The 13,331-nt window shown below is 70.3% G+C and carries 12 protein-coding genes; 10 read left to right on the forward strand and 2 right to left on the reverse strand.

The window, feature by feature from the left end; genetic code table 11:
• The first annotated feature begins 24 nt into the window (after positions 1 to 24).
• The 10 genes from ACV22V_RS16025 to ACV22V_RS16070 all read left to right on the forward strand — a co-directional run bounded on the left by ACV22V_RS16025 (position 25) and on the right by ACV22V_RS16070 (position 11,975).
• On the forward strand, positions 25 to 1,143 hold the full coding sequence (locus ACV22V_RS16025) for a hypothetical protein (RefSeq protein ID WP_059690464.1): 1,119 nt from the start codon (positions 25 to 27) through the stop codon (positions 1,141 to 1,143).
• On the forward strand, positions 1,140 to 1,403 hold the full coding sequence (locus ACV22V_RS16030) for a hypothetical protein (RefSeq protein WP_448014599.1): 264 nt from the start codon (positions 1,140 to 1,142) through the stop codon (positions 1,401 to 1,403). The genes ACV22V_RS16025 and ACV22V_RS16030 overlap by 4 nt, the downstream gene beginning before the upstream one ends.
• On the forward strand, positions 1,400 to 2,221 hold the full coding sequence (locus ACV22V_RS16035) for a hypothetical protein (RefSeq protein ID WP_059535974.1): 822 nt from the start codon (positions 1,400 to 1,402) through the stop codon (positions 2,219 to 2,221). The genes ACV22V_RS16030 and ACV22V_RS16035 overlap by 4 nt, the downstream gene beginning before the upstream one ends.
• Positions 2,218 to 3,690, forward strand: a complete 1,473-nt coding sequence (locus ACV22V_RS16040) for a S8 family peptidase (protein WP_059535977.1) — start codon at positions 2,218 to 2,220, stop codon at positions 3,688 to 3,690. The genes ACV22V_RS16035 and ACV22V_RS16040 overlap by 4 nt, the downstream gene beginning before the upstream one ends.
• 58 nt (positions 3,691 to 3,748) lie before the next feature.
• Positions 3,749 to 5,545: a hypothetical protein gene (locus ACV22V_RS16045; RefSeq protein ID WP_448014600.1), complete on the forward strand. Its 1,797-nt coding sequence runs from the start codon at positions 3,749 to 3,751 to the stop codon at positions 5,543 to 5,545.
• 56 nt (positions 5,546 to 5,601) lie between these two features.
• Entirely contained in the window at positions 5,602 to 6,648 is a 1,047-nt protein-coding gene (locus ACV22V_RS16050) for a hypothetical protein (RefSeq protein WP_448014601.1), read from the forward strand.
• 33 nt (positions 6,649 to 6,681) lie between these two features.
• Positions 6,682 to 8,079: a hypothetical protein gene (locus ACV22V_RS16055; RefSeq protein WP_448014603.1), complete on the forward strand. Its 1,398-nt coding sequence runs from the start codon at positions 6,682 to 6,684 to the stop codon at positions 8,077 to 8,079.
• Positions 8,080 to 8,082: 3 nt separating this feature from the next.
• Positions 8,083 to 9,390: a hypothetical protein gene (locus ACV22V_RS16060; RefSeq protein WP_448014604.1), complete on the forward strand. Its 1,308-nt coding sequence runs from the start codon at positions 8,083 to 8,085 to the stop codon at positions 9,388 to 9,390.
• A gap of 3 nt (positions 9,391 to 9,393) precedes the next feature.
• The gene (locus tag ACV22V_RS16065; RefSeq protein WP_448014605.1) at positions 9,394 to 10,389 is read left to right on the forward strand and encodes a hypothetical protein; all 996 of its coding nucleotides are present in this window, start codon (positions 9,394 to 9,396) and stop codon (positions 10,387 to 10,389) included.
• A gap of 113 nt (positions 10,390 to 10,502) precedes the next feature.
• Positions 10,503 to 11,975, forward strand: coding sequence for a hypothetical protein (locus ACV22V_RS16070; RefSeq protein WP_448014607.1), 1,473 nt, complete (start codon positions 10,503 to 10,505; stop codon positions 11,973 to 11,975).
• A gap of 172 nt (positions 11,976 to 12,147) precedes the next feature.
• Here the strand turns inward: ACV22V_RS16070 and ACV22V_RS16075 are convergent, their stop codons facing one another.
• Both ACV22V_RS16075 and ACV22V_RS16080 read right to left on the reverse strand, forming a co-directional pair.
• The gene (locus tag ACV22V_RS16075) at positions 12,148 to 12,882 is read right to left on the reverse strand and encodes an ABC transporter substrate-binding protein (protein WP_175910360.1); all 735 of its coding nucleotides are present in this window, start codon (positions 12,880 to 12,882) and stop codon (positions 12,148 to 12,150) included.
• 110 nt (positions 12,883 to 12,992) lie between these two features.
• The gene (locus tag ACV22V_RS16080; RefSeq protein ID WP_448014608.1) at positions 12,993 to 13,286 is read right to left on the reverse strand and encodes an antibiotic biosynthesis monooxygenase family protein; all 294 of its coding nucleotides are present in this window, start codon (positions 13,284 to 13,286) and stop codon (positions 12,993 to 12,995) included.
• Positions 13,287 to 13,331 lie beyond the last annotated feature (45 nt).

The following is a 13,331-nucleotide window of genomic DNA, read 5'->3' on the forward strand; positions in this document are numbered from 1 at the left end:
CCACGCGGCGCGGTAACGCCCGCGGTGGCACTTGCTCGCGACGCATTCGGCCGCGAGATCGTCGACGGCTCCGGATCGAGCGACCCGGGCAGGCAGGACGGCGTGCTGCCGCAAGCGGCGCCGGCCGGCGGCGGGGTGTCCGGCGCGCCGGGCGCGTCGACGCCGCCCAAGGAGAAGGCGACGGACGCCATCGGCCGGCGTGCGGCGGCGCTGGCCGATGCGATCGACTTTCCGACCTTCGTCGCGAGCCTGGTGCATGGCACGTACGACGCGATCGTCGACAGCTCGATCAAGCAAGTGGAGAGTTTCGCCGACCTGGTCGGCGCGGTGGCCAAGCCGCTGGACCAGTTCACGCAGGAGAACGTGACCGACGGACAGGCGCGCGCATGGCTGGTCGAGCAGTATCCGCACGACGTGACGCTGGTGCAGGACGGCGGCGAATACCGCCTCGCGCCAGTCGCCCGGCCCGGCGACGACGACACGACGCCCGCGCCCGCGTGGCTCGCCGATTTCGGTGCGGCCGACGGCGCGTTCGACACCCAGACGCTCGAATCGGTGGTGCTGCCCCACGCCCGCGAGCGCGTCGCGCAGCATCGGCTGTCGACGCTGTCGACGATGGTGCTGCTCGGCATGCAGCGGGTCGTGGTCAAGGACGGCACGATCGCGGCCAGCCTCAATTTCCAGGCCAAGGCGCGCGACCGGGCCGCCGTGCAGTACGCGACGTCGAACGACCCGTCGTCGGGACAGACGACCTGGGGCGGACGCGGCACGTCGGGCGATGTCGTCACCACGGTCTCGACCGTCGCGGTCAATGCGCAGACCGACACCGATCTCAAGGCGACGCTGACCGGAAAGGTGAGCATCAATTTCGCCTCGGAGACGCTGCCGCTCGACCGTTTCGTCGATGAGGCGTCGCGCAATCTGCTGGAGCGCCACAGCCGGCCCGCGGCGCGGATCGCGCCGCCGGCGGCGACGGGCACCCCGCCCGCGGCACCGGCGGCGGCGCCCGTACTCGCGCCAGCGGCGACACCGGCGCCGGCCGCCGCGCCGGCATTGCCGGCCGCGTCCGCGACGCCCGCCGTGCCTGGCGCACCGGCCGCTCCCGCCACGCGACCCGCATCCGCCCGGGGAGAACCGACATGATTTCGCCGCGGCCGCTGGGCGAGACGCTGGGCGCGTTCGCCGACGTTGCCGAACAGCTGACCGCGGGCGCGGCGCAGGGTTTGCGGGTGCGCTCGGTGGCCATGGAGCTGCCGCTCGACCTGCGCGTCCCGCGCGGCGCCGACGGCATCGAGCTGGTCGGTGACCTGCCGCAGTTCCTGACCCGCACGGCCTTCGATCCGGAGCCGGCGCGGCTCGCGATCGTCCTCGAAGCCGTGCCGATCGACGGAGCGGGGCGATGAACAGCAACGCCAGCCTGCGCCTCGAGGATTTCATCCAGGCCGTGCAGAGCCAGCTCGACAACGCGCAGGCGGCGATGGCGATCAAGGCGCGCAACCTCAACCTGCCGCTGACCTTCGCGATCAAGGACGTCAACCTCGACTTGCGCGCCCATGTCGAATTCGTCGAAAGCGAAGTCTGGATTCGCCCCGCCGGCCCGGGCGACACCGACAGCAGCACGTTCCATCTCGTCTTCACGACCATCACGCGGCCGGCGATCGAGGAGAACGCGATCGCGCTGTCCGAGGACAGCAAGGACCAGCCGCTCGACGCGCTGGGCGACGAGCTCTCGGCCGAGGACCGCAAACGGCTGGAATGGGCCGGCGTGCGCACGGTCCGGCAATTCCGGCAGGCCGAACAGCGCGACATGGTGCACGCAATCGGTCGCGTCACCAACCTGTCCGTGGACCGGCTGCGCCGGGCGCTCGACCGGGCGTCCGCGCCGAGCGTCGAGCGGGTCGAGCCCGTGGCGCCCGCCACCGATGCGCAGCCCGACGCGTCGCCGCTGCTGCGCGTGATCGGGCGCAACCTCGTCAACGGCACGCACGCGCCGCTGGTGCGGATCGGCAATCGCCCGGTCGCGGTATTGCAATCGACGGACGACGAGTTGCTGCTCGCGCCCGGTCGCGACCAGTGGGCCGGCGAACTCGCCGTCTCGCCGACGAGCCGGCATGCTGCCGCGCTGGCGTTCGACCTGAGCGCATTCGCGCCGACGCCCGCGCCCGCGGCCAGACCCATGACGCTGGCGGCCGTTCCCGGTCAGGAGGAGGCGCGGCCATGACGATCCATGCACTCGGCACGCCGTGGGCATCGCCCGGCGAGCGTCAGTTCAGCCTGCCGACCAGTCTGCTCGTCAAGCTGGCGCTCGGCGAAGCGCCCGAGCACGTGCCGTCGATCCGCGACGTGACGCGCGGCGCGCTGGCCGCCGCGCAATGCATCGACGGCGGCCCGGTCGACCGCATCGTGGCCGCGTTCGCCGGCCGCTTTCTCGCGGTGCGCCCGTTCAGCGCGGCAGCCGGGCGCTGGGTGCCCGGGCACGCGCACCTCGGATACGACGCGATCGAACAGATGACCGGCATGGCCCGCACGCTGCTGTTGCGCGTGCCGGCCGGCACGCCGATCGGCGAACTCTGCGACGCGCTTGCCCAGCTCGCGACCGTGGAAAGCGTGACGCCCAACTACGTGGCGACGGTCCCGATGGACGCGCCCGGCCGCCTGGCGCCCGTGCCGCCGGCCGCGCGGGTGGCGCAGGATGCGCGCGCGCTGGTGCGCATGGCCGACGCGCACGCGATCGAGCCGGGCGACAGCGGCGTCACGGTCGGTCTCATCGACAGCGGCATCGCCCGCCAGCATCCCGAATTCGCCCACGCATTCCGCGCGGGCGCCGATACGGTGCGGCTGGAGCCCGGCGATCTGTCGCCGGGCGTGCAACTGCTGAGCGGTCACGGTCATCGCGGCGATTTTCCCGAAGACCGCTTCGTCGGTCACGGCATGGGCTGCGCGGGGATCATCGCGGCGGAGGGCGTGGCGATGCCGCGCGGGCTCGGCGGCGACTGCCGCATCCTGCCGATGCGCGCGCTGGCCGCTGCCCGTTTGCCGGGCAAGGCGCACGCGATCGGGCTCGGCGCGATCGCCGATCTCGATCGCGCGCTCAAGCTCGCGGTCGACCTCGGCGCGAAGATCATCAACATGAGCTTCGGCACCGACGATGCGACGATCGCCGCCAACCGCCCGAAACCGCACGCCGACACGGTCGCGTACGCCGCCGCGCGCGGCTGCATCCTCATTGCCGCGAGCGGCAACAACGGCAGCGTGAGCCGCTACTGGCCCGCCGCCTACCCGCAGGTGATCGCGGTCGGCGCCGTGGGCGACGACGGCCGGCCGGCCCCGTTCTCGACGCGCGGCCCGCACGTCGCGCTGTGCGCACCCGGCGAACAGGTGCTGACGACCGCGATCGAGGCTTATCAGCTTGCGACCGGCACCAGTTTCGCCGCGCCGTTCGTCGCGGGCGCCGCGGCGCTGCTCGTCGCATACGCGCAGCGTCGCGCCTATCCGCTCGACGGCGCGACGGTGCGCGACCTGCTCGTTGCCGCCGCGCGCCCGTTCGCGCCCGGCGCGGCCGACGGCTGCGGCGCCGGCATTCTCGACGCGGCGGCGGCGCTGCAAGGGCTGTCCGGCCGCATCGACGCCTATGACGCGGCGGGCGACGACGGTTGCACGGGCAAGGAAGGCCGTGCCGACGACGGCTGACTTGCGCACCGGATCCCGTTCACTCCCCCGAACCGACCGGATTTCAAGGAGAAGTTAAATGTTTCATGTCAACAATCAAGTCCGCTTCCTCGACCTCGTCGACCTCGAGACCCGGGCACGCGACGGGCTGGTCGATATCGTCAACCGGCTCGAGTCGCTGAAGCGGCCGCCGGTCGCCGCCGAGCGGGAGCAGCTCGCGCTGTGCAAGGCCATTCTCGAAGTCGTCTACGGCAGCAAGACGTCGTCCGGCGAGGAGACGGAGGTCTGCGACCCGCTGTTCGTCGCCACCCGCGAGCTGCTCGCCAGCAAGTCGCTGGTCAACCCGCCGCTGCTTACCGAGGACAAGGGCCAGCTGGTGTTCGGCCCTGGCAGCGTGGGCGGCGCCAACGGTGCGAACGGCGCGGACCCCGAGCCCGCGTCGATCACGCTGGTCGCGATGGTGCTCGGCATCCTCGCGGTGGACGGGGCCACGCCGCCGCCCGTGAAGGTCGTAGACGGCAAGATCGTGCCGGACGACGACAACGTGCTGATGAACACCTTTACCCGCCAGTTTTTCGCGGCGGTCGGCGAGGCCAATTCGTATGGCGCGCTGGCGCAGCGGGTGCTGGCGCTGCTGTGCATCGAGGGCGATCCCGACGGCCGCGGCGGCGAGCAGCCGGGGGTGGTCACCACCGAATTCGCGCGCGTGATGCGCGGCCTGCAGGCGCGCAAGATCCAGGCCGACGAGCCGCAGTTGCGTCGCCGCATCAACGAGGAGCTGAACACCGTCCAGAACATCGGCGGCGAGGACGCGATCGCCGATCTCGGCATCGACCTGCCGAACCTCGAGGATCTGGAGGACGCGAACATCATTGCCGACAACGTGCGCGTGATGGGCCCGATGATCGTCGCCGCGATGTTCGACGAACTCAAGGTGTTCCAGGTGGTCGACCGCATCGTCGAGCAGTTCCAGCACGGCACGCTGCCGATCGGCCCGGGCAATGCCGGCAAGCTGCTCTATCGCTACTGGCGCGAAACGCCGAACCGCATCTCCGAGCAGGAGCGCAAGAACTTCGCGGCCATCACGCTCGGCGTGCCGGGCGGCGATCCGAATACGGCCGGCAACCGCGAATTCAACGACTTGTGGATCCGCTTCGTGTCGTCGGTTTCGTCGTTCGTGCGCCAGACCGAAGTCGACTCGCTGCTGCGCGCGAGCGTGCCGAACCCGATCAACCACCAGCAGGTGCGCAAGGCCGCCCGCGATCTCGCCGGCAACCTGTCGTTGCACGGCTACGGCATGGCGCATTACGCCGCGCGCGAGATCCAGTCGCAGGTCAAGTTCATGATCGACCTGCTGCAGGACCCCGAGATCCGCGGCTGCTACGGCGCCAAGGACATGTGGCAGGTGATCGACCAGGTCGCGACCTACGATCTGGGCGGCGCGCGCACCAGCTCGCGCTATCGCACGCTGGCGACCTGCGGCACGATCATCACCGCGTGGCTGGCCAACAACGTCGATCGCGTCAACAAGGCGACCGGCCCGCTGCTCAGCATCGACCAGATCGCCAACCCCGACGTCTCGTCGAACCACAAGTCGACCGTCGACCCGACCGATTACGACCTGGTCAACGCGTGCGAGCTGTGGCTGGCCGATACCGCGACCACCGATACGCAGATCGAGCAGTTCTCGCAGCCGCGCGAGGCGCCGCAGATGACGTCGAAGCCCGTGCCGATCCCGGCGATGGCGCGCGAGATGCTGGACGGCGTCGGCGATATCGGCGCCGGCATCGGCCTGGGGGCGGGCGTGCCGGTGAAGGCGGGCTACGGCGTCGGCACGCACAACGGGGCGAGCTATTACGCGAACCGTCCGCACTGAACCGGCGTTGCGTGCGCTGCGCCATTCCCGAACCCTGCCGGAGCCGAGCCATGCCCATGACCACATCCCGCGAACCGGTCGTCGCCCGGGTCGAGCGACGCCTGAAAAGCGCCGCGCGAAGCCTTGGCACCGCCGATCCATTCGCGCCGTCGCGCGACCTGTTCCTGCGCACGTTCGGCGACGGCGCCGACGATCTGCGGTTTCGCGACAACGCGCTGATGCCGATGGCGGTACCGTTCGAGCCCAGCTTCTCGGAAAGCCAGCCGGGCAAGCTGCGCTTCACGATCGAGCCGCTGCCGCCGGAGGCGTCCGCGATCGACCGGCGCGACGAGTCGACCCGCGAAATGCGCAAGCTGATCCGGGACTTCATCGGCCGCGAAGCGCTGCACTGGTTCGACCAGGCGAGCGAGCCGTTCCGCGGCTTCGCGCGGCCGGGCGGCAACCTCGATTACGGCGCGTTCTTCGGCTCCAGCTACGACCGCGACGGGCTCTATGCGTCCAAGGTGTACTACGAGCTGCCCGGCGACGCCGGCACGATCGACAACCTGCCCCGCGACCTGGCCGGCATCGTCCAGGCCGCGCTGAGGATGGTGCCCGGGCTCAAGCCGCTCTTTACCACGATGGCGGCCCAGCGCGATCTCGGCGGCCAGCGGCTCACGTTCGCGTGCACCCGGGCGCTGCGGCTCGCCGATCTGCAGCCGGTCATGGATGCGCTCGGCATCGGCCATCGGCTTCCCGGCATCATGCAGCTTCTGGGGCTGGTGCTCGGCGGGCGGTTCGACCTGCCGCCGCATGGCGCGCTGCTCGCGTTCGGGCTCGGCCCGGACGGGCCGGATTTCGAGCTCTACGTGCTGCTCTCGGCGATCCCCGACGTGCCGCCGGCGTTCCTCAGCCTGCTGACGATGGGGCTCGCCGAGCGTCCGCGCGGGCTGCAGGCGCTCGAGCGATGGATGGGCGCGTTCACGCCGGAGGACGCGCACTGGCCGGGCCGCTTCTCGATCATCAGCTTGCGCACGGACGCGGCCTGCCCGGCACGGGTGAGTCTCTACCTGCGCCCCATCGAGTTCGAACTGCCTGTGGACGCGCCTGCCCAGGCCAACTGAATCGCTTCGTCACGCGTTTCCCGCGAGGTCGCCATGTTCCCGCAAGCCGCCCGTTCCACGCCGATCGCGCCACCGCCCAGCGCCGCCGCGGCCGCCCCGCGCCCTATGCCGCCGGCGCCGGTGCCGGCCGACGAAGTGCGCCACGGCGTCGCGCAGATGCTGACCCGGTCGCAGGCATTCAACGCGATGCCCGACGCCGATCGCCGCGACATCGCGCGCAACACCGCATTGATCGCCGACTATCTGGCCCGGCCCGAAGGGTTCGCCGGCAATGAAATCCCGGGCGGGCTGGGCACCGCCACGGCGCGCGCGCTCGACGACAACACGGATCATTCGGCGCACGAGCAGGATTTCAACGTCCACAACAAGGCCGTCGAGGACATCGGCAAGTCGACGTTCCGCGCGGCGGCCGCGCACGAGGGTGCGGCGGTGGCGGGCGAGCTGCTGAACCAGGTGAAGTTTCCGACCTTCGTCGCGAGCCTGATCAGCGGCGTGTTCCAGTCGATCACGCACAGCTCGATCGAGCAGATGAAGGCGTATCAGGAAATGATCGCGCAGGTGGCGAAATCGCTCGGCCAGTTCGCCGACGAACATGTGACCGAGAACCAGGCGCGCGATCACATGGTCGGCCAGTTTCCCGACCTGTTCGAGATCGGCATGGACGACAGCGGCGATACGCCGAGCCCGCGCGTGCAGGTGCGCGACGGGGTCGACCCCGACGAGGCGTCGAAGACCGTGCGCGCCCGCCTGCAGATGGGCGACGGCGACACCTTCGACCTGTCGGACGAGGCCTCCGAGCTGGCCATCGTCAACCGCTTCAAGATGCAGCTCGCCAAGCAGCGCCAGCAGATGCTGGCCTCGATCGTGCTGATGGGCATCAACCGCATCGTCGTCACCGACGGCAAGATCTCGGCGAAGATCATCTACGACGTGCGCGCGCAGGACACGCTCACCAAGCAGCGCAGCGCCAGCGCGGTCGACCTCGCCCGCGACAAGGACGGCAACGTCCAGTCGACCTACGCGGGCAAGGGCACCTACGATCGCGGCGGCAAGTACGATTCCAGCAACGACAAGGACAACGGCCGCCAGTACAGCGCCGACTATTACGCGAAGGGCGACTACGAATACGAGAACAAGCCGATCGTCACCGCGTCGACTGCCGCGTCCGAAACCAGCAACGCGGCGATGCAGACCAAGATCCAGATGTCGGGCGCGGTCGATGTCAATTTCAAGAGCGACTACCTGCCGCTCGACAAGATGGCGACGCCGCAGATGATCGCCACCATCACCGGCAACGCGACGCCGGCCGATCCCAACGTGCTGCCCAGTCCGAAAACGCCGCCGGCTGCGGCCGCACCCGCCGCGGCGTCTGCCCCGGCAGCGGCGGCTCCGGCTCCGGCTCCGGCTCCGGCGGCGGCCAAGGGAAACTGAGCCATGCGCCCGCCCGCTTCCCCCGACGCGCTTCACCCGGTGCGGCCGCCCACGAGCGCCGCCGCGTTCGACGCGACGCGGCCCGAGGTACGCCGCCTGCTGACCGCGATTCCGTCGTTCCTCGACCTGCCCGACGACGAGCGCCGCCGCATCGCCGCGGATACGGTGCGGGTGCTCGCTTACCTGGCGGATCCGAACGGCGTGCATGCCGAGATCGCCGAGCGCGAGGCGAACGGCGAACTGCCGCCCACCGGCCTCGCGCATCCGATCGCACACCCGCGGCCGCAGCCGGCGCCGACCGCCGCGACGCTGGCCGACGATCCCGTCACCGCGACCAAGCGCCAGCTTGCGCAGGATCCCGGCTTCGCCGGCAAGGACTTCCAGGCCGGTGCGGTGAAGCAGGGCGTCGAGCAGTTCGGCCAGATGGTGCAGAAGGTCGATTTTCCGAAATTCGTAGGAGGACTGATCAAGAACGTGTTCCAGGCGATCGTCGAAAGCTCGATCGAGCAGATGCGCGCGTATGGCGAGTTGATCGCCAACGTCGCCAAGACCACCGCGCAGTTCATGAGCGACAACATCAGCGAGGGCGCCGGCCGCGACTATCTTGCCGATTCGTTCCCGGACGTGCTGTCGGTGCAGGCGCAGGAAGGCGCCGACGCATTCGACGCGGACAGCGCAGGCGCGGCCGCGGCGGCGGCCCCGACGCGGCTGGTGGCGCAGGGCGACAACGCGCAGCAGCGGCTTGCCGAGATCAGCCGGAACTACAACCTCGATCCGCCGGTCACCGACCTGTCCGACGACAAATCCGAGCTGCGCCTCGTCACCGCGGCGCGCCTGCAGATGGCGAAGCAGCGCCAGCAGCTGCTGTCGTCGATGGTCATGCTCGGCATCAATCGCATCGTCGTCACCGACGGGTCGATCAACGCCAAGGTGGTATTCGACATGCGCGCGAGCGACACCGCGAAACGCACCTACACCGCGTCGATGCACGACCGCGAAAGCCAGAAATACAAGGAATCGCTCAACGCCCATTACGGCAGCTGGTACACGCCGTATTCCGCCGACGCCGCGTTCGAGGGGCAGCAGGAACACGTGGCGACCGTCGGGTCGGCGCTCGACGACACGAGCGAATCGAAGGCCGAGGTGAAAGCGAAGCTTTCGGGCGAGGTGCGCGTCAACTTCAAGAGCGACTACCTGCCGCTCGAGAAGATGGCGACGCCCGAGATGATGTCGGTGATCCAGGGCAACTCGACGCCGTACAACCCCAACAAACCGGCCCCCGCCGCCGGTTTGCCCGCCGGGCAGCACTGAATCATGGCGCGCATGCTCATCGCCCCGCCGGCGGATGCCGGACTCGCGGCGGCCATCCGGTCGGGGGAGCGGCTCGTCGAGCGTGCGACCGCACACGGCCTCGCGTTCGCGCTCGACGAACTCGGCGACATCGCGATCCCCGATCCCGTCGCGGCACGCGTCGACAAGGCGCAACTGCGGGCGCTCGCGTCGCTTTATCTGGCGGCCGACCTCGAGTCCGCAGGGGTGATCCCCGCGGTCGAGACGCTCGCCGGTTTGTCCGCGAGCGGTGCCGTCGGCGTCGACCTTGGCGGCGCGGCGCCGCTGGTCGTCAACTGGTGGCGCCACCGCGCCGAGAAGCTGGCGGCCGGCGAACGCGCGGCGTTCTATTCGCGATTGTTTGGCACTGCGTACGGCCCGGCCGCGGCGGATGCCGAGCGCAACGTTCCGTTCGAGGAGTGCATGCTGGAGCTTTGCGAGGCGCTCTACAAGCTCGACGAGACGCCGGGCGCCGACCCGCGCGGCGATCTCGGGCAGCAGGCGCGGGTCCGCAATGCCGCCCGCGCTCTCGCGCAGAACCTCGGCGCCGCCTGCACCGGCGTGACCGCATTCATGGCCGGCGAGATCGTCGGCATGCTCAGGGACGCGTTCGCGATCCTCGGCCATGCCGACCTGCGTCAAGGCTTCGCCGCGCGCGACATCTGGGGCGTGGTCGCCGGCATCGACCGGCTCTCGCGCCAGCCGTCGCGCTCGCCCGCCGCCTATGTGCGGCGCGGCAAGGCGGGGATGACCGTGATCGCGTGGCTGGCGGACGTCGCGGATGGGCTGGGCGCCGCGTCGCCGCTGCTGAGCACGGACAATCCGGTGATCGCCTCCGCCGCCGACTGGATCGAGGCGACGCTCAGTCTCGGCGAGAAGCCCGACGGCCCGGCGCGTTCCGCCCCGGACGACGGCCGCGCCGTGCCGCAGACTGCGCGCCCGGCCGCGCCGGCAAACTCGTGGGCGGCTCTCGGAACCTGACATGAAACCGCGCTGCTCAGGCCGTCGCGACACGGGCGGCGCAATCCGGGAACCGACGACGGCAGGCGTGCCGTCGCCGTCGCGGCCGCGTGCCATGCGGCGGAGCGGTTGAAATGGCGGCAAGCGCACCTCTTGCGCGTTCGCCGGTGCCGCGGCCCGACGTTCGACACCGTGTCCGCGAACTGCTGTCCGCGCAGCAGGGTTTCGGCGCACTCGATCCGGCCACGCGACGCGATCTCGCGTCCGGACTCGCACGGATCGGCTCGATCGCGCTCGACCACCACGAACTCGCGGCGCGCCCCGGCACGGCACTGGCCGTTGCGCAGAACGCGGGTTCCGAGTATTCGGGCACCGCCATCGACCGGATGGCCGGCACCACCCGGGCGGTGCTCAACGCGGTGTCGTTCCCGCGCTTCGTGACCGAGCTGATCACGGGCGTCTTCAAGGCGATGAACGATTCGAACCAGCAACAGCTGACCGCGTTCGTCGACCTGATCCGCAATGTCGCGCAGACCACCGAAGGCTTCGCGGACAGCAACGTGGGCATCGCCGGCGCGCGGCAATGGCTGGCTGAGCATTTCCCCACCGCCTACGAGGTCACCGGCGACGACGAGGCCGCGGACGACGCCGACGAACTGGCGGGCCTGCCGCCGGACGAGCGCCATCAGCGCCAGCAGGAGCTGCAGGCCGAGCGCGATGCCGCGACCCGTTTGGCGTTGCGCCCGGGCGCGACCCCGCCGGCCGAAGCCGCGCTGCGCAGCGCGCTGGGATTGGGGCCGGGCGATGCGGTTCCGGCCTCCGATCCCGAGCGTCTGGTGCCGCTGGCCCAGCAGGTGCTGGCCCGCAACCGCCAGCAGTTGCTCGCGACGATGGTGCAGATGGGTCTGCAGCGCATCGTCATCGAGAGCGGGCGTCTCAACGCCGCGATGAATTTTCATATCGACGCGAGCAGCGCCGCCGCCAACGACCGCGGCTCGCAATTCGACACGCGCAACACGGTGGGGGTGAGCGGGGGCGCACGCTTCGGGCCCTGGGGCGCGGAGGCCAACGTGCAGAGCACGATCGGCTACGTGTCGACCGACCGAACCCAGACGACCGAGAGTTCGCACGCCGACGTCAACCTGAGCAGCGGCGTCGAACTGGTGTTTCGCACCGACTACGTGCCGTTGAACCGGCTGGCGGGCGTGGGCGACATCGAACGCATCCGTGTCAACACGATCAATCCGGATGCCGAAGCGGCGCGCCTGTCCGCCGATCGCACCGCGCAGCGCAGCGCCGAACAGGCCGACATGGCCGCTCGCCGGACTTCGCTGGACGGCGGACTGCGCGCGCCGCCGCCCGTCGGCCCCGCGGCGTCGGGCTCGGCAGGGGGCGCGCATGCGAGCCAGCCGGGCTCGTCGGCCCCTTCGGGCTCTTCCTCCTCTTCGGCCTCGTCGCCGAATTCGGCGTCTGCTTCCGCGCCCGCGCCCGCGCCGCAGCCGCCGGCCAGGCCGGGCGCCGCGGCGTCCCCGTCGCCCGCGCCCGCCGCGACGGCCGCACCTCGATCGCCGGCCGGCGCAACGGCGGCGGGACACCGCGCAGCGTGATGAACATGCACGGCGGCAGCCATTGGCGACACCCCGTGCCGCGCCGAAGCCCGGCGATGACGACGTTCAGCCGCGCGAGCGACGTGTCGGCTACGAGGTGGCGCTGGGGCGTCGACGGGCAGCGCCGATCTGGCGCGACAACATCGTGAGGATCACTTGACGTATGTGTCAATCAGGCGCGCGGTGCGACCGACGCACCGACGATGCCATGCCGCCGCAGCGAATCCGCGACGAAGCCCGACGCCTTCATCTCCTCGACGAACGCGCCGAGCAACGCGGCGGCCGCTTCGCCGCGGCTCTTCGGCACGCCCATCGCCTGGCGGATCACCATGAAGCGCTCGTCGAGCAGGCGCAGGCCCGTCGTCTTCGCCGCGTCGGCCTCGAGCTGCTGCTTCACGCCCGCCGCGACTTCGAGCTGCTGCTCGACGAAGGTCGACACGACGGCCTGCGACGACGGCGCGCGCACGATCTGCGCGGCTTTCAATTCGCGCGTGAGGAACAGGTCGTACGCGCTGCCCTTGCCGACGGTCACGCGGTTGTGCGGCTGGTCGACGTCGGCATTGCCGCGGATCGGCGAATCGTCGCGCACCAGATAGAAGCCTTCGATCAGCACGTACGGTTCGGTGAACGCGACCGTTTCGCCGCGCAGCGGATCGACCGCGAAGAAGCCGAAATCGGCGCGTTCTTCGGTCAGCGCCTGCACCGACTTGCCGGCGGTGTCGAACACGACGAGTTCGAGCTCGGCCGACAACCGCTCGGCAAACGCGCGCGCGAGGTCGACCGATACGCCGAACGGCTCGCCCGTGGCCGGGTCGCGGTTCGCGAGGATCGGATTGCCGAGATTGATCGACGCGCGCAGCTTGCCGGTCGGGATGAATGCGGAGCGAACGGAGGGATCGACGGTCATGAAAGGCTCGTAAGGAATCGGGTGGGCCGGAACGGCGAACGGCCAGGGCGCCGAGGCGGCGTCATCCGCGACGGATCGGGTGGCGCGTCGCGGCGGTGGCTTCGACGCGATTACTTCACTGCGACTTCCGTATGCACGACTTGCGGCGGGCTCTTGAAGAACGGCCCGGCCAGTTGCCGCCACGCCTGGAAGTCGTCCGATTGCCGGAAATGGACCATGTGATCGTCGACGGTCTCCCATTCGACGACGAGCAGATAGCCGCCGCTGCGCTCGATCACGCGGTGCAGTTCGGCGCCGCCGCAGCCGCGCGCGCGGGCAAACAGCGGAAGTGCCTGGCGAACCGCCGCTTCGAATTGCTCGGCCTGCGACGGATCGATTTCGAGCGATGCCATTTCCAGAATCATGAATGCTCCATGCGGGATGAAGGATGCGACGGGGCGCGCCATGAT

Source organism: Burkholderia sp. AW33-5 (assembly GCF_053427615.1).

Excerpts from the sequence above, each read along its gene's own strand:
- ACV22V_RS16080 (WP_448014608.1), bottom strand. The coding sequence starts at position 13,286 with ATGATTCTGGAAATGGCATCGCTCGAAATCGATCCGTCGCAGGCCGAG.
- ACV22V_RS16055 (WP_448014603.1), top strand. The coding sequence starts at position 6,682 with ATGTTCCCGCAAGCCGCCCGTTCCACGCCGATCGCGCCACCGCCCAGC.
- ACV22V_RS16070 (WP_448014607.1), top strand. The coding sequence starts at position 10,503 with ATGGCGGCAAGCGCACCTCTTGCGCGTTCGCCGGTGCCGCGGCCCGAC.
- ACV22V_RS16040 (WP_059535977.1), top strand. The coding sequence starts at position 2,218 with ATGACGATCCATGCACTCGGCACGCCGTGGGCATCGCCCGGCGAGCGT.
- ACV22V_RS16045 (WP_448014600.1), top strand. The coding sequence starts at position 3,749 with ATGTTTCATGTCAACAATCAAGTCCGCTTCCTCGACCTCGTCGACCTC.
- ACV22V_RS16065 (WP_448014605.1), top strand. The coding sequence starts at position 9,394 with ATGGCGCGCATGCTCATCGCCCCGCCGGCGGATGCCGGACTCGCGGCG.
- ACV22V_RS16035 (WP_059535974.1), top strand. The coding sequence starts at position 1,400 with ATGAACAGCAACGCCAGCCTGCGCCTCGAGGATTTCATCCAGGCCGTG.
- ACV22V_RS16075 (WP_175910360.1), bottom strand. The coding sequence starts at position 12,882 with ATGACCGTCGATCCCTCCGTTCGCTCCGCATTCATCCCGACCGGCAAG.
- ACV22V_RS16060 (WP_448014604.1), top strand. The coding sequence starts at position 8,083 with ATGCGCCCGCCCGCTTCCCCCGACGCGCTTCACCCGGTGCGGCCGCCC.
- ACV22V_RS16050 (WP_448014601.1), top strand. The coding sequence starts at position 5,602 with ATGACCACATCCCGCGAACCGGTCGTCGCCCGGGTCGAGCGACGCCTG.
- ACV22V_RS16030 (WP_448014599.1), top strand. The coding sequence starts at position 1,140 with ATGATTTCGCCGCGGCCGCTGGGCGAGACGCTGGGCGCGTTCGCCGAC.